This is a genomic window from Nitrospirillum amazonense, from assembly GCF_007828045.1.
Lineage (GTDB): Bacteria > Pseudomonadota > Alphaproteobacteria > Azospirillales > Azospirillaceae > Nitrospirillum > Nitrospirillum amazonense_C.
On sequence record NZ_VITN01000002.1, the window covers coordinates 599,785 to 619,111 of the forward strand.

The 19,327-nt window shown below is 69.5% G+C and carries 21 protein-coding genes; 2 read left to right on the plus strand and 19 right to left on the minus strand.

What is annotated here, in order from left to right:
* Positions 1 to 56: 56 nt before the first annotated feature.
* On the plus strand, positions 57 to 773 hold the full coding sequence (locus tag FBZ89_RS05085; RefSeq protein WP_145748916.1) for a hypothetical protein: 717 nt from the start codon (positions 57 to 59) through the stop codon (positions 771 to 773).
* Between the two features lie 149 nt (positions 774 to 922).
* Positions 923 to 2,173 carry an MFS transporter gene (locus tag FBZ89_RS05090; protein ID WP_145748917.1) on the plus strand — a complete coding sequence of 417 codons (1,251 nt, stop codon included), beginning with the start codon at positions 923 to 925 and terminating at the stop codon, positions 2,171 to 2,173.
* A gap of 65 nt (positions 2,174 to 2,238) precedes the next feature.
* On the opposite strand, the gene hypF is transcribed toward FBZ89_RS05090, so the two are convergent.
* From hypF to FBZ89_RS05185, 19 genes are all read right to left on the minus strand, one after another.
* Positions 2,239 to 4,590 carry a carbamoyltransferase HypF gene (gene hypF / locus FBZ89_RS05095; protein WP_145748918.1) on the minus strand — a complete coding sequence of 784 codons (2,352 nt, stop codon included), beginning with the start codon at positions 4,588 to 4,590 and terminating at the stop codon, positions 2,239 to 2,241.
* A complete protein-coding gene (locus tag FBZ89_RS05100) occupies positions 4,590 to 6,044 on the minus strand; it encodes a nickel-dependent hydrogenase large subunit (RefSeq protein WP_145748919.1) in 1,455 nt (484 codons plus the stop codon). The genes hypF and FBZ89_RS05100 overlap by 1 nt, the downstream gene beginning before the upstream one ends.
* Positions 6,041 to 7,066 carry an NADH-quinone oxidoreductase subunit B family protein gene (locus FBZ89_RS05105; protein ID WP_145748920.1) on the minus strand — a complete coding sequence of 342 codons (1,026 nt, stop codon included), beginning with the start codon at positions 7,064 to 7,066 and terminating at the stop codon, positions 6,041 to 6,043. Before FBZ89_RS05105 ends, FBZ89_RS05100 begins: the two co-directional genes overlap by 4 nt.
* On the minus strand, positions 7,050 to 8,390 hold the full coding sequence (locus FBZ89_RS05110; protein ID WP_145748921.1) for a sensor histidine kinase: 1,341 nt from the start codon (positions 8,388 to 8,390) through the stop codon (positions 7,050 to 7,052). The genes FBZ89_RS05105 and FBZ89_RS05110 overlap by 17 nt, the downstream gene beginning before the upstream one ends.
* A 3-nt stretch (positions 8,391 to 8,393) precedes the next feature.
* Positions 8,394 to 9,896: a sigma-54-dependent transcriptional regulator gene (locus tag FBZ89_RS05115; protein ID WP_145748922.1), complete on the minus strand. Its 1,503-nt coding sequence runs from the start codon at positions 9,894 to 9,896 to the stop codon at positions 8,394 to 8,396.
* Positions 9,897 to 9,908: 12 nt separating this feature from the next.
* Complete coding sequence (gene hypE, locus FBZ89_RS05120) at positions 9,909 to 10,898, minus strand: hydrogenase expression/formation protein HypE (RefSeq protein WP_145748923.1); 990 nt, start codon at positions 10,896 to 10,898, stop codon at positions 9,909 to 9,911.
* A 71-nt stretch (positions 10,899 to 10,969) separates the two neighbouring features.
* Positions 10,970 to 12,112, minus strand: a complete 1,143-nt coding sequence (gene hypD / locus FBZ89_RS05125) for a hydrogenase formation protein HypD (protein WP_145748924.1) — start codon at positions 12,110 to 12,112, stop codon at positions 10,970 to 10,972.
* Positions 12,109 to 12,381 carry a HypC/HybG/HupF family hydrogenase formation chaperone gene (locus FBZ89_RS05130; protein ID WP_145748925.1) on the minus strand — a complete coding sequence of 91 codons (273 nt, stop codon included), beginning with the start codon at positions 12,379 to 12,381 and terminating at the stop codon, positions 12,109 to 12,111. Before FBZ89_RS05130 ends, hypD begins: the two co-directional genes overlap by 4 nt.
* An 11-nt stretch (positions 12,382 to 12,392) precedes the next feature.
* A complete protein-coding gene (gene hypB / locus FBZ89_RS05135; RefSeq protein ID WP_145748926.1) occupies positions 12,393 to 13,286 on the minus strand; it encodes a hydrogenase nickel incorporation protein HypB in 894 nt (297 codons plus the stop codon).
* Positions 13,286 to 13,627: a hydrogenase maturation nickel metallochaperone HypA gene (gene hypA / locus FBZ89_RS05140; protein ID WP_145748927.1), complete on the minus strand. Its 342-nt coding sequence runs from the start codon at positions 13,625 to 13,627 to the stop codon at positions 13,286 to 13,288. The genes hypB and hypA overlap by 1 nt, the downstream gene beginning before the upstream one ends.
* On the minus strand, positions 13,627 to 14,589 hold the full coding sequence (locus FBZ89_RS05145; protein WP_145748928.1) for a hypothetical protein: 963 nt from the start codon (positions 14,587 to 14,589) through the stop codon (positions 13,627 to 13,629). Before FBZ89_RS05145 ends, hypA begins: the two co-directional genes overlap by 1 nt.
* Entirely contained in the window at positions 14,586 to 15,158 is a 573-nt protein-coding gene (gene hybE / locus FBZ89_RS05150) for a [NiFe]-hydrogenase assembly chaperone HybE (protein WP_145748929.1), read from the minus strand. Before hybE ends, FBZ89_RS05145 begins: the two co-directional genes overlap by 4 nt.
* Entirely contained in the window at positions 15,155 to 15,379 is a 225-nt protein-coding gene (locus FBZ89_RS05155) for a rubredoxin (protein WP_145748930.1), read from the minus strand. Before FBZ89_RS05155 ends, hybE begins: the two co-directional genes overlap by 4 nt.
* Entirely contained in the window at positions 15,376 to 16,227 is an 852-nt protein-coding gene (locus FBZ89_RS05160; RefSeq protein ID WP_145748931.1) for a hydrogenase expression/formation protein, read from the minus strand. Before FBZ89_RS05160 ends, FBZ89_RS05155 begins: the two co-directional genes overlap by 4 nt.
* A 10-nt stretch (positions 16,228 to 16,237) precedes the next feature.
* Positions 16,238 to 16,681 (minus strand): thioredoxin domain-containing protein, encoded by a 444-nt coding sequence (locus FBZ89_RS05165; protein ID WP_145748932.1) that lies wholly within the window; start codon positions 16,679 to 16,681, stop codon positions 16,238 to 16,240.
* Positions 16,678 to 17,010 (minus strand): HypC/HybG/HupF family hydrogenase formation chaperone, encoded by a 333-nt coding sequence (locus tag FBZ89_RS05170; protein ID WP_145748933.1) that lies wholly within the window; start codon positions 17,008 to 17,010, stop codon positions 16,678 to 16,680. The genes FBZ89_RS05165 and FBZ89_RS05170 overlap by 4 nt, the downstream gene beginning before the upstream one ends.
* Positions 17,010 to 17,759 carry a HyaD/HybD family hydrogenase maturation endopeptidase gene (locus tag FBZ89_RS05175; RefSeq protein WP_246172043.1) on the minus strand — a complete coding sequence of 250 codons (750 nt, stop codon included), beginning with the start codon at positions 17,757 to 17,759 and terminating at the stop codon, positions 17,010 to 17,012. The genes FBZ89_RS05170 and FBZ89_RS05175 overlap by 1 nt, the downstream gene beginning before the upstream one ends.
* Before the next feature lie 239 nt (positions 17,760 to 17,998).
* Entirely contained in the window at positions 17,999 to 18,721 is a 723-nt protein-coding gene (gene cybH / locus FBZ89_RS05180) for a Ni/Fe-hydrogenase, b-type cytochrome subunit (RefSeq protein ID WP_145748935.1), read from the minus strand.
* Positions 18,722 to 18,735: 14 nt separating this feature from the next.
* On the minus strand, positions 18,736 to 19,317 hold the full coding sequence (locus tag FBZ89_RS05185; protein ID WP_145748936.1) for a HupE/UreJ family protein: 582 nt from the start codon (positions 19,315 to 19,317) through the stop codon (positions 18,736 to 18,738).
* Positions 19,318 to 19,327 lie beyond the last annotated feature (10 nt).

The window sequence follows — 19,327 nt, forward strand, 5'->3', positions numbered from 1 at the left end:
CATGGCACGGCCTTTGCCAAACAACGCCTGGTCCCGATACCCAGGAGTAAAGGCTCATGCCCATCCTTCGGAATGTCGGCCTGCTGGCCGGTACAGCGCTGTTGGTCATCCAGGCCACCAGCCACGCCCAAGTGGCGTCCCCCCCTATCCCGCCGCCGCCCGCACAGGGGGCGACCCCGGCGCCGCTCTATGACATGACGCAACTGCCCGCGGTGCGGGGCGTGGTCCGCCAGTTCACGCAAACGCCCCGCGGCGACATCGACGGCCTGATCCTCGCGGACGGCACCGAGGTGAAGACGCCTCCGCACCTGTCCAGCGAGATCGCCTACGCCATCCGGCCGGGCAACACCGTGATCGTGCACGGCCTGAGGGCGGCGGCGCTGCCCCTGGTACGCGCTATCTCGATAACCGACGAGGCGACGAAGTTCACCATCAGCGATGACGGCCCTGGGCCCGGCCGCCGGCTGGATGCCGCCGGCGGCACCCCCACCGTGTCGAGCGGACGGGTGCGCATGCCGCTGCATGGGCCGGAGGGGCAGGTCGATGGCGCCTTGCTGGAGGACGGCACCGTCCTGCGGCTGCCGCCCGATGCCTACCGCGCCGTTACGGAGCTTAAACCCGGCCAAACCGTGTTCGCCGAGGGACCCGTCCTCACCACCGCCTTCGGCCGGGTTGTCGAGGTGAGCGCCATGGGAACCACGCCTGACCGCCTGGAACCCGTCACCCCGCTGCCGCCGGCGCCCCCCGGTCCGCCGCCACCGCCCAGGCCCTGACGCCGTCACCCCCTGCTTCTTTCATGGGAGGCGGCCCTGCGCCGGGAAAAGAAGGAGATCAGCGGGTGGCGGTTCATGCGCCTGGGTGCCGTGACGATGCCCCCCGCCCTCTTGCCGGCCCTGCTCGCGCTTCTTTTCGGAGGCCCCCCGTGACGCCGAACCTTTCACCGCTCAAAAACCTGAATGCCCTGGATGCGCTGAATTTCCTGCTTGCCGACGTGCGGGGTGCCCTGGGGCCGTTCCTCAACGTCTTCCTGGTCACGCAGCAGGGGTGGAGTCAGTCGGCGGTCGGCGTCGTGACCATGGTCGGCGGATTGCTGGGCCTGCTCGCCCAGGGGCCGGCCGGCGCGCTCATCGACGCCGCGCGCGCCAAGCGCGAGCTGGTGGCCGCCGGCCTGGGCATGCTCGCCATCGGCAGCCTTGTCATCTTCGCGGTTCCCACTTTCTGGCCCGTCATGGTGGCCAACGCCACGCTGGCGGTGGTGGGCGATATTTTCGGCCCTGCGGTGGCGGCCCTCACCCTGGGTCTGTACGCCCGGGCCCAGTTGGCCGGCCGCATGGGGCGCAACGGCGCTTTCGACCATGCCGGCAATGTGTTCATCGCCATCGCCGCCGGGATCATGGGCCGCCTTTTCGGCCAGCGCGCCGTTTTCCTGCTGGGGCCCGTTTTTGCACTGCTCGCCATCTGGGCCGTCCTGTCCATTCCGGCCGCGGCGATCAATCATGACCATGCCCGGGGGCATGACCAGCCGGCCCGAGAGCCGCGCGAGACGCATCTGTCCGCCTTCATCAGGTGCCGGCCGCTCATGATCTTCGCCGGGTGCGGGCTGCTCTTCCACTTCGCCAACGCCCCGCTGCTTCCCCTGGTGGGCCAGAAGCTGGCCAACGCGAATCCGGAGTGGGCGACCGCGATGATGTCGTCCTGCATCGTCGCCGCTCAGCTGGTCATGCTGCCCATGGCGCTGTTCGCCGGTCATTATGCGCAGAAATGGGGTCGCAAGCCGGTTCTGCTCATCGCGTTCGCCATCCTGCCGGTCCGGGCCTGCCTCTACGTCGTTTCCGACAACCCGGCCTGGCTTATCGGCATCCAGCTTCTGGATGGGGTCGGTGCCGGTCTGGTCGGTGTCCTGACGCCGCTGATCGTCTCCGACCTGACAGGCGCCACCGGTCATTACAACCTGGCCTTGGGCCTTATCATGTCCGCCCAGGGTGTGGGTGGGGCGATCAGCGGACTGGCGGCAGGCGCGATTGTCGATAGGCTGGGATACCCGCCGGCATTCATGAGCTTGGGACTTGCCGCTGGTGTGGCGGCAGTGGCGTTGGCGATGTTCTTTCCCGAAACCGGCACTCCAGCCGCGCCACCCGAGCGGATGAAGGCCGGGAGGAAACCTGTCTCCTGATGTCGTAACCCATTCATGACAGGGGAATTTACACGATCAGGTGACTTCATCAGATCGCGTTCGCTTCAAATGCCCGGCGGCTTCGCCCGATCATCTCCCCGGCCGTCAGCGATGAGGGCGGCCAGCACGGCTTGGCCCAGCGCCAAGCCGCCATCGTTGGCCGGCACCTGGCCGTGTATCACGGGCCGCCAGTCCGCGGCCCGCAGGCGGGCTTGAAGTTCATGCAGGATGATGCGGTTCTGCAGCACACCGCCCGACAGCGCGACCAGGGCGCCGGGACCGGCCCCCGCCCGCCCCGTCGCCTGCACCAGCGCCTCCACCAGGCCAAGGTGGAAGCGGGCGGCGATCAGCCCCGGCGCCTCTCCGGCGGCCAAGTCATCCAGTAGCGCCCGCCACATCGGGGCCCAGCCGACCACCACAGGATCGGCGCCCCCAAACGCCGCCGGATAAGGACGCGCGGTGGCGACGTGGGGACGCGCCAGCGCCTCCAGCGCCATCGCCGCCTGCGCCTCATGCCCGATGCGCGCGGGATGGATACCCAGCGCCGCCGCGACCGCGTCGAACAGCCGGCCCGCCGAGGAACAGGGTGGCGCGTTGGTGCCGGTTTCCAGCATGCGTTCCAGCACGGCCACAGGCGCGGCAGGCGGCAGGTGGTTCAGCACGGGCGCGGCCTGGTCCCGCCACGTTTCACCGAAGGCTTGACGTAGCTGGGCCACCAGGTTGCGCCACGGCTGGCGCATCGCGGCGGCCCCGCCGGCAAGGGCCACGGGCGCGATATGGCCGGCGCGGGTCACGCCGCGATATCCCCCGCGCAGGATCTCGCCGCCCCATAGCGTTCCATCCGGGCCCAGGCCCAGGCCGTCCAGGATAAGGCCGAAGGCGCCGTCCCCCCCCTCCGCCAGCCCGATGCCGGCGTCCGCCAGGCAGGCGGCCATATGGGCATGATGGTGGCCCACGGACACCAGCCGGGCGCCGCATTCCCGCGCCAGCCCGGCGCCCAGCGTGGTCGAGAGATAATCCGGATGGATGTCGACCGCGATCACCTCCGGTGTGAAATCGAACAGGTCGCGGTAGAGGCGCAGCAGGACCCGGTAGTCATCGAGCGCGGCCGCGTTCTCCAGATCGCCGATGTGCTGGGACAGGATGGCCTGCCCCTCCCGCAGCAGGCAGAAGGTCGCCTTCAGTTCGCCGCCCATGGCCAGGGTGGGCGGCAGGCCTTCGAAGCCCGACGGTAGAGCCAATGGTGCCGGTGCGTAACCCCGGGCCCGGCGCAGGAGGGCGGGCGCACCGCCGGTGGCGGCGACCACGCTGTCGTCCAGGCGGTTGAGAATGGCCCGGTCGTGCATCAGCCAGGCATCGGCCAATCCGGCCAGGCGAACCCGCGCGTCCTCGTTGGTGATGACTTGCGGTTCATCCGACCGGTTGCCCGACGTCATCACCAGGGGGCCGTCCACCCGGGCCATCAGCAGGTGGTGCAGCGGCGTGTAGGGCAGCATGAAGCCCAGATGGTCCTGGTCCGGCGCCAACCCATCCGGCAGCGGCGCGCCATCGGGCCGCCTGGGCAGCAGCACGATGGGTGCCGCGGGCGACAGCAGCAGGGCACGGGCCGCGTCGTCCAGCCGGCAATACCGCCCGACCTCCTCCACCGATCCGGCCATCACCGCGAACGGCTTGGCATCGCGCGCCTTGCGCCGCCGCAATTCCGCGACCGCCTTCGTGTCAGCGGCATCACAGGCCAGGTGGAAGCCACCGATACCCTTCACGGCGACGATGCCGCCCGCGCGCAGCAGCGCCGCTGCCGCGTCCAGCGGATCCACCCCCGTCTCTGGGGCGGGTTCCAGCCACAGCCGGGGGCCGCAGGCGGGGCAGGCCGTCGGCTGGGCATGGAAGCGGCGGTCAGCGGGGTCGGCGTATTCGGCGGCGCACGCCGGGCACAGGGTGAAGGCCGCCATGGCCGTGTTGGCGCGGTCATAGGGGATGGCGCTGACGATGGACAGCCGGGGACCGCAATGGGTGCAGTTGCCGAAGGCATAGCCCTGGCGCCGGTCGGCGGGGTCGAACAGTTCCGCCCGGCAGGCGGGGCAGGTGGCCGCGTCGGGCACGATGCCCGTCCGCGCTAATCCAGCGGCACTGGCGGCGATAGTGAAGCCACGGGGCGCCGGACCACGGTGGGGGAAGACCTGGATGGCGTCGATGCGCGCCAGGGGCGGCGCCTCACGGCGTAGCCGGTCCTGAAAGCCGTCCAGCGCCGCAGGATCGCCCCAGGCGTGGATGATCACGCCTTCACCGTCATTGGCGACATCACCGGCAATATCCAGCATGCGGGCCAGGCGCCACACATGGGGCCGGAAGCCCACCCCCTGGACCAGGCCCCGCACGCGGATGCGACGGCCCGCCATGGCGCCGGCGGCCTCCATCAATGCACCGTGCAGACCATGCACGGGTCGAAGGAACGGACGATGTGCTGCACGGCCACCGGCTCGGCCTCGCCCTCACGGACAGGGGCGCCGCGCAGCGCCTGCTCCAACGGCCCGGGCGTACCGGCGGCGTCGCGGGGGGAGAAGTTCCAGGTGGTGGGGGCGATGATCTGGTAATTGGCGATACGGCCCCCCTCGAGCGTGACCCAATGGCCCAGCGACCCCCGGGCCGCCTCCGTCAGGCCGGCCCCCTCACCCGCCGCCGGCAGGGGCGTGTGATCGATGAAGGGGGCCGCCGGATCGATGGCGCGCAGCCAGCGCTCCATGGCCATGGTGACCAGGGCGACCTCCAGCAGCCGCGCCACCACCCGCGCCTCGACCGTCGCGCCATCCCGTGCCACCAGGTCACGCGGCAGCGGATGCCCGGCGACCAGTTGGCGCGACAAGGCGCCCACCTCCGCCACCTCGCCGTCCAGCCGCGGCGCCTTGCACCAGGAATAGGCGTCATCCCGCGTGGCATCGGGCGGCAAGCCGGGGTCGCGGGGGGACCGCGGCGCCCCGTCCGGCGCGGCCTGATACCAGGCGTGGCTGACATCCTCGGTGATGCGGTCCACCGGCAGGACGCCACCGACGCCCCGCCTGAACAGGCCCCGCGGGAACAAGGGCCCGTCCGATGACGGATAGGCGCCGAAACTCATGTGCCGCAGGTCGGTACGGCCCAGGCGATTCAGGCCAACCGCCTGGGACACGGCGACGAAGCGGGCGAAGTCACCCCGGTCGGCCTTCGCCTCCGCCCAGGCCAGCAAAGCGTCGCGGGTCGACAAGGCCGCCACCGCCTCCAGCGCATCGGCGAACAGGGTGCGCTCCAGGAAGCGGCGGAAGGCGGCCAGCAGGGCGCCCAGCCGTGCCAGTTCGGCCCGCGATACGGCGCGCGTCGATCCGCCGGGCTGAACCGCCAGGGTATGGGGCCACTTGCCGGCCAGGATACCCAGCAGGTTCATCAGCTCCGCCCGGGCGGGCAGGAACTCCTGCGCCGCGCCGCCCTTCACCGCCGTGAACCGCGCGGCCGTGTCCGCATGCCAGGGTTCCCCCGCGTAAACGGCGCGGGCGAAATCGGGCATGAAGAACAGGTAGAAGTGCGTCAGGTGGTCGGCGACGTTCTCCACCGCGTGGATCAGATTCATGGCCAGACCGCCATTGGCCGGCAAGGGCCCGGAACCGGTCGCCGCCAGCGCGCGCGCCGCGGCCACGGATTGCGACACGGAACAGATGCCGCAGATGCGCGGCGCGTAGACCAGCGCGTCCAGCGCCGGCTTGCCCACCAGCATGGCCTCGAACCCGCGATAGAGCGGGGAGACGACGCGGGCATCGGCCACCATGCCGGCGCTGATGTCGAGGCGCACCTCAAGATCCCCCTCGACACGGTTGAAAGGACCGACGATCAGGCGGCTCATGCGCTGTCCTTGCGCTTGTCATGGGGAAGAAGGACCGGTGCTGGCCGCGCGGCGTTGTCGCGCAACCGCTTGGGCGTCGCCGCCTTGGAGAGGGATGCCAGCGCCACGAACCACGCCTTGGGCATGTCCGTCGGCAGGCCGATGGGTATGCCGGCCACCTTGGGTGTGACGGCGAAGGCGTGGCCCGGTTCCTCAAACCCCGGGGCCGTGCAATTGATGCACGCATAATTGCCGTCCAGGCAGGAGCCGCCGCCGTTCCACGGCCGGATGTTGCAGTCGGCCCGTGCCTGCGTGCCCTTGCAGCCCAAATTCTCCATCATGCAGCCCAGGTCGCCCGGCTGTTCCGCGCTGGCCTTGAACTCATAGAATTCATTGCGGGCGCAGCCGTGGTGGACCAGGTGGGCGGTATAGGCCAGGGGGCGCTCCCACTCATCCAGATCCGCCCCGGTCAACGTGCCGGCGCCGATCTGCAGCAACGTGTCGGTGAACCAGCCGGGGTGGATGGGGCAGCCGGCGATATTGATGACGGGCAGACCCTTGGCGGAGCGGAATCCCGCCCCCAGCAGGCCGCCGGCGCGGGTGCCGTCATAGGCCAGGCCGCACGCCTCCACCTCGTTACCGCCGGCGGCGGTGATACCGCCGAAGGCCGCGCAGCTGCCCACGGCCACGACATAGCCGGCCCGGCGGGCGATGGCGGCGACCCAGTCGCGCATGGGCTTGCCCGTCCCGGCCATCAGGTGGAAGCGGCCGGTGCCGCCGGGCCCGTTGATGACCGACCCCTCCAGGCACAGGATGTCCACCGGCTGGTCGCCCGCGGCCACGGCTTCCAGGATGGCCCGCGCTTCCCCGCCCGTCGCCTCGCTGAGGGACGGGTGCCACAGCAGTTCGACGTTGGCCGCCGCCAGGGCCGTCAGCAAATCCGGCTTCTCCGCCCCCAGCAGGGACAGGGTGCAGCCGCCGCAGCCACCGGATTGGAGCCACAGGAGCCGCAGCGGGCGGGCCGGTTCAGATATTGCGGTCATCGACGGGCACCTTCAGGGTGAAGGCGGCGCCACCGCCTTCCGCTTCGGCATGGCTCAGACTACCGCCCAACTTTTCCGCCATGTTGTAGCTGACATACAGCCCCAGGCCGGTACCGCTGCCGATGGGCTTGGTGGTGAAGAAGGGTTCGAAAATCTTGCTCTGGTTCTCCGGCGGGACGCCAGGGCCGTTGTCGGCAACCGTCAGGACGATGCACCCGTCCTGTTCCCCCGCCGTGATGCGGATAAGGGCGCTGTCGCGGCCGTTCACGGCGTCCACCGCGTTCTGCACCAGATTGACCAGGATCTGGTGCAACTGGCCCTTGAGGCCCACCACCTCCAACGCGACCGGCAGCTCCAGCCGCACCTCCGGCTTGGTACGCTGCGTCTTGATCACCCAGTCGGTGGCCGTGTGGATCAGGCGGACCAGGTTGAACGTCTCGGGCTCCTCACGCTGGTTGGAGGAGAAGCGCCGCAGATCCTGCACGATGTCGCGCACCCGCTCCGCCCCCTCCAGCGTGCCGTCGACCAGGGGGCCTATGTCGGCCAGCACCTTGTCGATGCGCAGGCTGTCGCGCAGGGCCGCCAGCTCCGCCCGCGGCTTGCCGGCATCGATGGCCGCGAGATAGCCGGTGATGGCGGCGCCATACCGCTTCAGCGCGTACATGTTGCCGAACACGAAGCTGATGGGGTTGTTGAGCTCGTGCGCCACCCCCGCCACCAGCCGGCCCAGCGCCGCCATCTTTTCCGAGGTCAGCAGCTGCTGCTGGGTCTGCCGCAGGCGCTGGTGCGCCTTGTCCAGATCCCGGTAAGCACGCAGCAGTTCGCCCACGGGCCGGCCGGCCAGGACCATGCCCGCGAACCGGCCGCGCGCATCGCGACGGGGCGCCCCGTTCACGGACACGGCCGCCCGCTGGCCATCCGCCGCCAGCAGGTGCCAGCCCTTGTCCTCGATGGCGCGCCCCTCGGCCAGGCAGGCCCGGATGTCGGCATGGTCGGCAGGATCGAACAGATCCAGCAAGGGGAGCGCCAGCAAATCACCCTCCTCCCGCCCCAGCGCCGCCGTCAGCGCCGCGTTGACCCGCAGCACGGCGCCGGCCGCATCGCAGACGATCAGCACGTCATTCATGGCCCCCAGGACGGAGTGCATGAAGTCGCGCGCCTGCTGCAGGCGCTGGTTCTGTTCCTCCAGCGCCACCTGCGAAGCCACGAGGTCGCTGTAGACCACATCCATGCGGCGGATGACGTCGATCCACAACTGCTCACCCTCGCCTTCGGCCTCGGGCGGCGGGTCCCCGAAGGGCAGCACCGGCTCATGGCTGCCCATGGCTCAGCCCCCCGCCATGCGCTTGGGCGCAAGAGGGTGGACGTTCTCCAGCCCGTAGCGTTCCAGCTTGGCCCGCAACCCCACGCGGGATAGCCCCAGTTCCCGCGCCGCCTGGCTTTTGTTCCAGCGGTGGCGGATCAGGGTTTCCCGGATGATGCGCGCCTCCATGGCGCTGACCCGCTCGCGCAGGTCGCCGGCCAGACCGGCTATGTCGGCGAAATCGTCCTCGCGCGCACCGGCCCCCTGGGGCTCGGCCCGCAGGATGTGGGGCGACAGCAGGTCCGCCTCCAGCCGCCGCCCTTCCGTGGCCCGCACCATCAGGCGCTGCACCTCGTTCTGCAGCTCGCGGACATTGCCCGGCCAGTCATAGCGGGCCAGGCAGTCCAGCGCCTCCGGCGAAATCCCGGGCACGCGCTTGCCCATCTGCGCCATGGCGCGATCCAGCAGCACCTCCACCAGCAGGGGCAGGTCGCCCTTGCGGTCCTTCAGGTCGGGCAGGCGGATGATCATACCGGCCAGGCGGTAGAACAGGTCGGCGCGGAAGCGCTTGGCCCGGACCTCCTCCTCCAGGTCCCTGTTGGTGGCGGCGATCACCCGCACCTCCACCTTGCGCGTGCGCGTCCCGCCCAGGGGCCGTATCTCCCCCTCCTGCAGCACACGCAGCAGCTTGACCTGGAAGGCGGGGGAAACCTCGCCGATCTCATCCAGGAAGACGGTGCCGCCGTCCGCCCGCTCGAACAGGCCGACATGGTCCTCGATGGCACCGGTGAAGGCGCCCTTCTTATGCCCGAACAGCTCGCTCTCCAGCAGTTCGTCGGGCAGGGCGCCGCAGTTCTCCACCACGAAGGGCTGGTTCCAGCGCAGCGAGCCATAGTGCAGGGCGCGCGCCGCCAACTCCTTACCCGTGCCGGAGGAACCGAACAGCAGGACCGGCACGTCGAAGGGCGCCACCTGGGCCAGGCTGCCGCACACGGCCTCCATGGGGCTGCCCTTGGCGCGGACGATGCCGTCGTCGAAATTATAGGCGCGGCGCAGCTTCTCCTTCCGCTCCCCCACCACGCGGGAGGCGGCGGCCGGCAGCATCTTCATCTCCACCGCCAGCAGCTCGTTCTGCCGCTGCAAGGCATAGAGGCGGCAGGCACCCTTTAACGTCAGCAGCAGGTTTTCCGGGTGCCAGGGCTTGGTGACGTATTGAAAGATGCCGGCCTGATTGATGCCGTCGATGATGTCATGGGCGTCGGTATAGCCGGAGATGATCATGCGCACGACCTCCGGCCAGCGCTCCTTGACCTCCGTCAGGAATTCCACGCCGCTGCGTTCCGGCATGCGCTGGTCGCACAGCACCACCTGCACCGGATTGTCGGCCAGCCGCCGCTCGGCCTCGACGGTGCTGGCGGCGGTCAGCACCTCGAAATCCTCCTCCAGGATGCGGCGCAGCGATTCCAGGGAGCGCAGCTCGTCATCGACGATCAGGATGGTGGGCAGATCGGTGGAAGACTCGGCCATCGCTCCTCTCCGCTAGCAGATGCGCGGAAGCTGTTCACCCGACAGCCAGTCGACCACGCGCTGGCCGCCGATGGCCGTCGTCATGCGGACGAAGCCGGGCTGGCCCACGGTAACATGACCGATCAGCGCGGCGTCACGGCCTTCCGCATGGTCCCGCATCACGGCCAGCAGCGTCCCGGCGTCCTCCGGCTCGCAAACACAGACCAGCTTGCCTTCATTGGCGACGTTCAGGGGGTCCAGGCCCAGCAGCTCGCAGGCCGCCGCCACCTCCGGCCGGACCGGGATGGCGCGCTCGTCCAGCAGCATGCCCACGCCGGCGGCATTGGTCAGTTCGTTCAGCGTGGCGGACAGGCCGCCCCGGGTGGGGTCGCGCAAGACGGCGATGCCCGGGACGACCGCGACCATGTCGGCCACCATGCGGTGCAGGGCGGCGCTGTCGGACCGGATCTCCGTGCCGAATTCCAGGCCCTGGCGCTTGGACAGGATGGCGATGCCATGGTCACCGATGGGGCCGGACAGCAGGATGGCCTGCCCTGGACGCAACCGGCGCGGGCCGATGTCCACGCCCGCCGGCACCACGCCGATGCCGCTGGTGGTGATGAAGACGCCGTCGCCCTTGCCGCGCTCCACCACCTTGGTGTCACCCGTCGCCACAGGCACGCCGGCCGCCCGGCAAGCTTGCCCCATGCTGGCCGCGATGCGGTCCAGATCCGCCAGGGGGAAGCCTTCCTCGATGATAAAGGCGGCAGTCAGCGCCACCGGGCGGGCACCGGCCATGGCCAAGTCGTTGAGCGTGCCGTGCACGGCCAGGGAACCGATATCGCCCCCGGGGAAGAACAAGGGCGAGATGACATGGGCGTCCGTCGTCACGGCGATGCGGCCCGACCCGGCGTCGATGCGCGTCGCGTCGTGCCCCTGGTCCAGCAACGGGTTCGCCAGGTGCCGCAGGAAGATGTCGCGGATCAGCCGGGCCATGGCCCGGCCGCCACCACCGTGGCTCATGTCCACGGTACCGGAAAGGTCAGGGGTCCCGGAAAGGTCAGGGGCACCGGAAAGATCGGGGGGCGGGGTGGTCATTCGGCCGCCATCTCCGCCAAGGTCTCTACCCGCCGGTAGGTCCAATAGGCGGCGCACGCCCCTTCGGAGGAGACCATGCAGGCGCCCATGGGCGTTTCCGGGGTGCAGGCCTTGCCGAACAGCTTGCAGTCCTTCGGCTTCTTCACGCCGCGCAGGATGGCGGGGCATTCGCAGGACTTGGTTTCCCGGCTCTGCTTCTCGCTGAGGGCGAAGCGCTTCTCGGCGTCGAAGGCGGCATATTTCGCCCGGATGGCCAACGCGCTTTCCGGCACGCTGCCCAGGCCGCGCCATTCGAAGCTGGGCCGCAGCTCAAAGATACGGGCCACCAGTTCCTGCGCCTTGGCGTTGCCGTCGCGCGTCACCACCCGGGTGTACTGGTTCTCCACCGCCACCCGTCCTTCGTTCACCTGGTGGATCAGCATCAGGACCGACTGCATCACGTCCAGCGGCTCAAAGCCCGCGATGACCACCGGCTTGGCGTAGCGCGCGGCCAGGAACTCATAAGGCCGGGAACCGATGACCGTGCTGACGTGCGAGGGGCCAAGGAAGCCGTCCAGGCGGGCGGCCTGGCTGGGGTCGACCTCCGGTGCCTCCAGGATGTGGCGGATGGCCGGTGGGGTCAGCACGTGGTTGCAGAAGACGGAGAAATTGGCGATGCCCTCCGCCTGGGCCTGGGCGATGGCGACCGCGCTGGGCGGGGTCGTGGTCTCGAACCCGATCCCCAGGAACACCACCTCGCGCCCCGGATTGGCCCGGGCGATGTCCAGCGCGTCCAGCGTCGAATAGACCATGCGGACGTCGGCGCCATCGGCCTTGGCCTTCAGCAGCGACCGCCGCCCGGTGCCCGGCACGCGCAGCATGTCGCCGTAACTGCACAGGATGACGCCGTGCCGCTCCGCCAACTCGATGGCATCGTCCAGTCGGCGGGCCGGCAGGATGCAGACGGGGCAGCCGGGGCCGTGGACGAAGCGCACGTTGGCCGGCACCAAGTCCTGCACGCCATAGCGGAAAATGGCGTGGGTGTGCCCGCCGCAGAATTCCATGAAGTTGTAATCGCGCGCCGGGTCAACCGCCGCGGCGATGGCGGCGGCCAGGGTGCGCGCCAGGTCGCGGTCGCGGAATTCATCAACGTATTTCATGTCCCCACCCCCGCCCGTTCCGGCAGCCCCGCCATGTCAGCCACCTCGGCCTGCAGCAGCCCCGCCTCGGCCATCATGGCCAGGGTTCGCCGCGCCTCTTCCTCACTGACGCGGTGCAGGGCGTAGCCGACGTGCAGCAGCACGTAGTCCCCGACTGCGACTTCCTCCAGCAGGGCGACGGAGATCTGCTTGGCGATGCCGCCGACCGAGACGCTCGCCATCGCGCCGTCATGCAGCGCCGTCACCAGCGCGGGTATGGCCAGGCACATGATCCCGCTCCCTATTCCGCCACCTGCGATGGCCGGCCGGACAGCGCCATCAGGCGGGCGCCCCGGATCCAGTCCAGCCAGGCCGCCATGCCTTCGCCTGTGCGGGCCGAAACCTGCAGCAGGCGCACCCGGTGATTGACCTTGCGCGCATTGGCCATGGCCAGCTCGACATCGACATCGAGATGGGGCAGCAGGTCGGTCTTGTTGATCAGCACCAGATCGGCGGCGGCGAACATGTCGGGGTATTTCAGGGGCTTGTCTTCCCCCTCCGTCACCGACAGGATCGCCACCTTGTGCGCCTCCCCCAAGTCGAAAGCCGCCGGGCACACCAGGTTGCCGACATTCTCGATGAACAGGACGGCACCATCGGCGGGACGCAGGTGATCGACGGCATGGCCCACCATGTGGCCGTCCAGGTGGCAGCCCTTGCCGGTGTTGATCTGGATGGCCGGGGCGCCCGTGGCACGGATGCGGTCGGCGTCGGCGCTGGTCTGCTGGTCGCCCTCGATCACCGCGCAGGGGAACTCACCCGCCAGCATGCCCAGCGTGCGGCACAGCAGCGTGGTCTTGCCGGACCCCGGGCTGGACACCAGGTTCAGCGCCAGGATGCCGGCCTCGGCGAACCGCGCGCGGTTGGCGGCGGCATAGCCGTTGTTCTTGCCCAGGATGTCGGCCTCGATCTGGATCAGGCGCGCCTGGCTCATGCCCGGGACGGAGGTGCCGGCGGCGCCGGCGCCGTAATCCAGCGTCCCGCCCGCGCCATGATGATGATCATGGTCATGATGGTGGTGACCATGGGCGTGGCCGTGGTCATGATGATGGTGATGGCCATGGTGGTGATCATGTCCTTGGGCGTCGGCCTCGATCTTGACCTGGCCATCGCCGCATCCGCAGACCGTGCACATCACGTCACCTCCAGTTCGCGTATCTTCATCTCTTCCCCGCCCGTCACCTGGATCTGGTGCGAGCCGCAGCGGGGGCATGGGTCGTAGCGCCGGCCGATCGTCACGGCCACGGCGCAAGGCAGGCACCAGGCGGTGCCGGCCGTCTCGACGATCTCCAGCCGGGCGTCGGCGGCCACGCTGCCGCGCATGACGACATCGAAGCCGAAGCGCAGCGCCTCCACCTCCACACCCGAAAGGGCGCCGATTTCCAGGCACACCCGTTCCACCCGGCTGAAGTGCTGGGTCCGGGCCTGTTCCTCGATCAGGACGCGGATGTTCTCGCAGATGGCCATCTCATGCATCAGGCCACCTCCACCGCGTAGTCCACACAAGGGTCCAGCGCCAGCATCATCACCTCGGCCCATCGTGCGCGATCGGCGGACGGCCACGCGCATAGCCCCTGGATCTGCCGCTCGGCCCACCCACCCGGCGCGAAAGCGCGATCCGTGGGCGACAGGATACGATAGCGCTCCACCCGCCCGGCCACCACGCCGACCTCATGGACCAGGGTGCCCCGGGCGCAGGGCACCGACGCCATCCCCAAGCCCGGCCCGGCCGCCATGCCGCGCAAGGGGGCGGCATCGCCGGCGCGCAACACATCCAGGCGTGCCGGCACGCGGCAAAGATCGATCAGTCGGGCGACATGGCGGGCGATGAGCGAACCGGCGGGCAGGGCGCGGGACAGGAAGGGGTGGTCGGCATGGCGCGCCGCCAGCGACCCCGAATCCCCCTCGGCCGTCGGCGTCAGCATCGACGCATCGAACAGGGTGGCGATGAAGCGCGCGGCCACCGTACGGCCAGCCCCGGCCCAGCGGGCCAGTTCGACCGTCGAGGTCATTGCCAGCCACCGTTCCGGCGGCAGGCCGGTCACCGCCTCCCCGATCAAGGCCGCAGGGTCATCGGCGGCGGACAGCGCCATGAAGGCACGCGCAACGGCCAGATCCGGTGCCTCTCCCACCAGGCGGGCCCAGTCCAGGCTGATGCGCAGGCCGTGCTCCCGCACCACCTCCGTCCATGTCCGGATTTCACGTGCCATCAGCTCACCGGCCGAGGCCTTCAGGCCCAGCGCCGCTTCCATCGCCAGCTCCGCCGCATGCCCCTGCGCGTTGGCGCAGATGGCGAACAGCGTCCGGACCAGAGATGGCACCCGTTCCACCGGCGCGGCCGCCAGCAGGCCCGTGACATCACCGCGTGGCGCGTAACTCAGCGCAGCCGTGCCCCCGGCATCGGCCGGAAGCCGCAGAATGATGGCCGGGCGGGTCATGGTCCCGCCTGCCATGGTCCCGCCTGCCGTGGTCCCGCCTGCCATGGTCCCGTCTGCCCCAGGCCGAACAGCGCACGCCGGCTGGGCGGCACCGCCGGTTCCATCTTGGCGGGCGCGGGAATGGCGGGATTTCCCGCCCAGATCGTGGCCATGCCGTCGTCAGCGGCGCCCGGCTCAGGCGCCACCATGATTTCCGCAAGGGCGGCATCCGCCGTCGCCACCGCCGTCTCCTGATCCGCGAAGTCGAACATGGGCGAGAACAAGGAACAGCTCCAATACCCGCCCAGCTCGTCCTCATGCCCCCAAATGACTTCATAGCTGCCGGACGGCAGCGCCAAGGCCCTTTTCTCCCCCACCCGGCGGGGCTCCTGGTCCGTGGCGGGCAGCAGCAGCAGGTTCATGAACCACGGGGTCACCAGCACGCCCACCCAATGCCCGCCATGGCGGTGCAGCCCCCGCATCGCCACCGACAGTGCCGGGTTCATCACCGGGACGCCGGCCATGCGCGTCGCCGCGATGCGGGCGAAGGCGGTCTCGATGCGGGCGGAAAGGGCGGGCGCGTCGGTCATTCGTCAGCAATCACCATAAAGCCGGCCTTGGCGCTGTCGCACTCGGGGCAGGTCCAATGCTCCGGCAGGTCCGCGAAGGCCGTGCCGGGCGGCACCTGCCAGTAAGTGTCGCCCACCACCGGGTCGTAGACATGCCAGCAGATCTTGCACTCCAGTTTCGTCCCGGGGTTGATCTTGCTGACATCACCCCCGAACGATCCGGCGAAGAAATGATCCGTCACCGGTAAATCTCCATGATCTCGCGCAGTCGTTCGGCGGAATCCGCCAAGTCCTCCACCGCCGCCAGGGCGACCTGCGGGATGGAGCAAATCTCGATGCTGTTGAGAATCAGCGTGTCTTGGGAATTGAAGTACTGCGTCCACCAGCAGCCTCGCGTCCCCGTCGAGCGGATGCGGCAGTTGCCGTAGCCACGCGACAGGATGACCAGGCCGCCGCGCCCCAGCGCCTCATCCAGGAAGGCCAGGTCCTCCTCGGTATGGGGCAGCAGGGACAGGTTGATGACATGGCCCGCCCCACCGGCATCTCCGACGCGGGGGATATGCTCATTGATCTCGGCGATCAGCGGCGGCGCGTTGAAGATGTTGGGGCGTGCCGTTTCCGGCAGGACGGCCGCGCCCCTCGCGTCGTTGAAGGCGCGTTCCACCAGCCCGGCGGGGAAAGGGGCGCAATCGACATAGTCGCGCAGGCGCCGGCCGGCGGCGTCGCTTTCGCGCACCCGCCATACCCCGGCGAGGACGGATTCCTGGGCCTGGACATCGGTTCCGAACACCACCGATACCTCGCCCTCGCCCAGCAACTGGTCCACGAACGCCAGGTTGGCGGCATCCAGCCGCGTCAGGTCCACCCGCTGCGGTCCCGCGCCTTCCGCCACGCGGGTCAAGGCCGCCAGGATGGCGTGACCCGCCGCCACACCCTGCGGCACCGCCTGGGCGGCATCCGCCTCCGGCACGTTGGCGGCGGAGAAGATGGCCATGCCGTCGGGCATCACCATGTAGTCCAGCCGGCCGCCGTCGAAATCCCCGGGCTGGCTGCCGGGCCCGACCAGGGCACCGCCATGGGCGTCGTTCATCAGTCTCTCCTCAATGCACAGCGTCGGTGCCACAGCCGGCGGGCAGGCGGAAGGCAGGGGGAACGCTGGGTTCGCGCCCCAGGATCTCCGGGATCTCACGCATATAGTCCGCCCAGTCGCGGATACCCTCGATGGCGCCCAGATAGTCGCCCAGGCGCAGGAAGACCAGGGCGGGATAGCGGGCGAAGCGGAAGCGCCGCTGCAGCGCGCGCTCGTCCGCCCGTGCGGCGATCAGGGGTACGACGTGGCCGCCCATGGCGCGGTCCAGCTCCGGCAGGATGGCGGCGACGTCGTCGCTCTCCGCCACCCGCCAATGGTCGCCGGACAGGAACAGCATCGCCAGCGGCTGCCCGGCGCAGATATCCGCCAGCTCCGCCTCCCCCACCACCTGGTAGTCGCACCGGGCCATGACGGACCGCAGCAGGGGGGAAAAGTCGTCGCGCGCATCGCTCATGATTCAGGCTCCGGAGTGGGACGCAAATGGGCGGGCAGCAAATGGGCGGGCAGTTGAGGTTCACGGCCGATCAGGTCGGCAAAGGCGGCATCCAGGTCGGCCGGCTGTCCCCGCATGATGGCCTCCAGGGCGCTCAGCGCCGCCAGGGACCGCTGGGCGGCCTCGGGGCTCATCACCTCCCGCGCGGCACCGAGAAAGGTCATCAGCCAGGTGCCCGGGGCGACGTCGCCCACCAGGCTGGTGTCGATGGATAATATCTCCGCGCCGGACCAGCAGCGGGCATGGCCGGCACCGACCTCCATCACCTGCATGGGAATGCCAATGCACATCAGGCGTCCGTCCCGGGCGCGCCCGCCAGGGGGTGGGCCACGGGGTAGGCCGCGGGGGAGCGGGCCACGGGGGGGCGCCCCACCAGGGCCTGCATCTCCACCTCGAAATCCGCGGGCCCGGTCCAGCCTCCGGCGCCCAGCACCCGCGCGTCGCCGCCGCGGAAGGCCGCCGCCTCGTCCGGGCGTTCCGTCTCATAGCGTTCCAGCATCATTTCCAGCGACCCGATGCCCTGCTCGGCCGGCAGCGGCACGGGGCGCGGGTTGGCCGCTATGCCGAAGCCCGCCAGATACTCCAGCGCCAGCGCGATGGCCGGCTCCACCTGGGCCTTCACCTCCGGCCGCAGGCTGCCGCCGAAATCCTCCAGCTCAACCGGTTGCACGCCGATCAGCAGCTGGTGGGCGGGGCTGTCGCCCATCATCTCCGCCATGGCGAGCACCTCCTGGAAGCCGGTCTGGTGCAGGGAGATCTTCTTGGCGCCCAGGAACTTCGGCACCTCGGCCCCCTCCACCCGCTTCAGGGTGCCGGGCGGCAGGGCGTAATCGACGGCGTCGAAGACGACAAGGATGTCGGCCTCGCGGATTTCCTGAACCAGGTAGATGCCCTGCGTACCGCCGTCGATCAGGCGGACGTTGGCGGGAAGGGCATAATGGCGGTGCATGTGCTCCACCGCCCGTACACCAAACCCTTCGTCGGCCCACAGCAGGTTGCCGATGCCCAGCACCAGCACGCGGGGTCCGCTTGCCGTCATCACTTCCACGCCTCTCACTCCCCTGCCATCCGACGGGCCGGATGTTGGGGGTGGTTCAGCAAGGGGCATGCCAGCGCACCGTTCAGCGCCGAAACGGCCGAAGCTTTGGGGGACGGCGGGCCATTCTCACACCTTTACCGGATAGAGTCCTTCCAGTTGGAAGGCGGATTGGAAGTTAATTTTCCAAATGAAAAAGGGGCCGCGAAGCCCCCTTTTCTGACTGGAAACCTGCCTGGACCTCAGTGTTCGTCGGTGGGGCCGCCATCGCGGAAGGTGCGCCAGCCCGAGAACATCGAGGAGATGATGGACTGCCGGGACATGATATCCTCCCGCACGGCGGCGTAGATGTGGACGATGGCGAAGATCACGATCACCCACATGGCCATGTGGTGCCAGGTGTGGACCGTCTGGCTCTGCCCGAACAGGGGAATGACCCAGCTGGTGAACAGCCGGTGGATCCAGCCCGGCCCCTGGCCCTCGCCATACAGGGCCAGGCCGGTGACGATCATGAACAGCGTGCCCCACACGAAAAGGGCGTGCATGGACAGGATGGCCAGCGGGTTGTGCCCGCTGTACTTCTTAGGCTCGCGCTCCAGCATGGCGTACCAGCGGATTTCATGGACCACACCCAGCCAGAAGCTTTTGCGCCACACCGGCGGCCGGAAGATTTCGCGGGCGTGGTCGTTGCCCACGAAGGACCAGTAGAAGCGGAAGACAAAGCCGACGACCAGGATTTGCCCCGCCGAGAAATGCAGGAAGCGGATCCAGCCGAATAGGAAATGGGCGCTGGGCTCACCATGGATGGACGGCGGGGGTGAGCCGATCAGATAGCCCGTGACGCACAGCACCAGGATGGCGGCGGCATTGGCCCAGTGCCACAAGCGCACCGGCGCCTCATAGACGTAAACCGCCTCTTCCTTATGTGTTCCCGCCTTATGAGTTCCCAGGGAGGCCTCGCTCATGGCGTGTCCTCCCTTTACAGCGCGGCGAGCGCGAGGCCCGCTGCGCCCAAGGTAAGGCCGGAGGCCAGGCGCCCCCAGCGGGTGGCCAGCAGGCCGCCGCCCAGGCGCCAACCGGCGGCGTGCAGCAGGGCCGACGCCACCATGAAGCCGGCGAAGTAGCCCAGCAGGCGGCCCCCCGCCTCCATGCCGTGGGCATAGCCGTGCACCAGGGCGAACAGGGCGATGAGGCCCAGGCCCGCGGCGTCCGGCAGCAGGGGAGCCACGATCAGCATCAGGCCCAGCAGGGTCACCGACAGCGCGGCCATCGTGTCCACGGGCGCGAAGGCGCCGCCGGCCACGCCAGCCAGCGCGCCAACCGCCAGCATGGTCACGAACAGCACCGGCGCCTGCCAGGCCCGCACCGCCGGCCGGGTGGCCGCCCACAGGCCGACGGCCACCATGGCCGCCAGGTGGTCCAGACCCGTCAGCGGATGGAGGATGCCGTCGGCGAAGCCCCCGTCATGCCCTGGATGGGCCGACGCCGGGGCGGCGATGAAGCCCGCCGCCAGGACAGCCGCCGAGACGCGGGGGACCGATTTCGTGATGAAGGTCTTCATGGGATCAGTC

What these genes read in the sequence shown, in the direction of transcription:
- FBZ89_RS05085 (WP_145748916.1), top strand. Translation starts at nt 57, where the DNA reads ATGCCCATCCTTCGGAATGTCGGCCTGCTGGCCGGTACAGCGCTGTTG.
- hypF (WP_145748918.1), bottom strand. Translation starts at nt 4,590, where the DNA reads ATGGAGGCCGCCGGCGCCATGGCGGGCCGTCGCATCCGCGTGCGGGGC.
- FBZ89_RS05100 (WP_145748919.1), bottom strand. Translation starts at nt 6,044, where the DNA reads ATGAGCCGCCTGATCGTCGGTCCTTTCAACCGTGTCGAGGGGGATCTT.
- FBZ89_RS05105 (WP_145748920.1), bottom strand. Translation starts at nt 7,066, where the DNA reads ATGACCGCAATATCTGAACCGGCCCGCCCGCTGCGGCTCCTGTGGCTC.
- FBZ89_RS05110 (WP_145748921.1), bottom strand. Translation starts at nt 8,390, where the DNA reads ATGGGCAGCCATGAGCCGGTGCTGCCCTTCGGGGACCCGCCGCCCGAG.
- FBZ89_RS05115 (WP_145748922.1), bottom strand. Translation starts at nt 9,896, where the DNA reads ATGGCCGAGTCTTCCACCGATCTGCCCACCATCCTGATCGTCGATGAC.
- hypE (WP_145748923.1), bottom strand. Translation starts at nt 10,898, where the DNA reads ATGAGCCACGGTGGTGGCGGCCGGGCCATGGCCCGGCTGATCCGCGAC.
- hypD (WP_145748924.1), bottom strand. Translation starts at nt 12,112, where the DNA reads ATGAAATACGTTGATGAATTCCGCGACCGCGACCTGGCGCGCACCCTG.
- FBZ89_RS05130 (WP_145748925.1), bottom strand. Translation starts at nt 12,381, where the DNA reads ATGTGCCTGGCCATACCCGCGCTGGTGACGGCGCTGCATGACGGCGCG.
- hypB (WP_145748926.1), bottom strand. Translation starts at nt 13,286, where the DNA reads ATGTGCACGGTCTGCGGATGCGGCGATGGCCAGGTCAAGATCGAGGCC.
- hypA (WP_145748927.1), bottom strand. Translation starts at nt 13,627, where the DNA reads ATGCATGAGATGGCCATCTGCGAGAACATCCGCGTCCTGATCGAGGAA.
- FBZ89_RS05145 (WP_145748928.1), bottom strand. Translation starts at nt 14,589, where the DNA reads ATGACCCGCCCGGCCATCATTCTGCGGCTTCCGGCCGATGCCGGGGGC.
- hybE (WP_145748929.1), bottom strand. Translation starts at nt 15,158, where the DNA reads ATGACCGACGCGCCCGCCCTTTCCGCCCGCATCGAGACCGCCTTCGCC.
- FBZ89_RS05160 (WP_145748931.1), bottom strand. Translation starts at nt 16,227, where the DNA reads ATGAACGACGCCCATGGCGGTGCCCTGGTCGGGCCCGGCAGCCAGCCC.
- FBZ89_RS05165 (WP_145748932.1), bottom strand. Translation starts at nt 16,681, where the DNA reads ATGAGCGATGCGCGCGACGACTTTTCCCCCCTGCTGCGGTCCGTCATG.
- FBZ89_RS05170 (WP_145748933.1), bottom strand. Translation starts at nt 17,010, where the DNA reads ATGTGCATTGGCATTCCCATGCAGGTGATGGAGGTCGGTGCCGGCCAT.
- FBZ89_RS05175 (WP_246172043.1), bottom strand. Translation starts at nt 17,759, where the DNA reads ATGACGGCAAGCGGACCCCGCGTGCTGGTGCTGGGCATCGGCAACCTG.
- cybH (WP_145748935.1), bottom strand. Translation starts at nt 18,721, where the DNA reads ATGAGCGAGGCCTCCCTGGGAACTCATAAGGCGGGAACACATAAGGAA.
- FBZ89_RS05185 (WP_145748936.1), bottom strand. Translation starts at nt 19,317, where the DNA reads ATGAAGACCTTCATCACGAAATCGGTCCCCCGCGTCTCGGCGGCTGTC.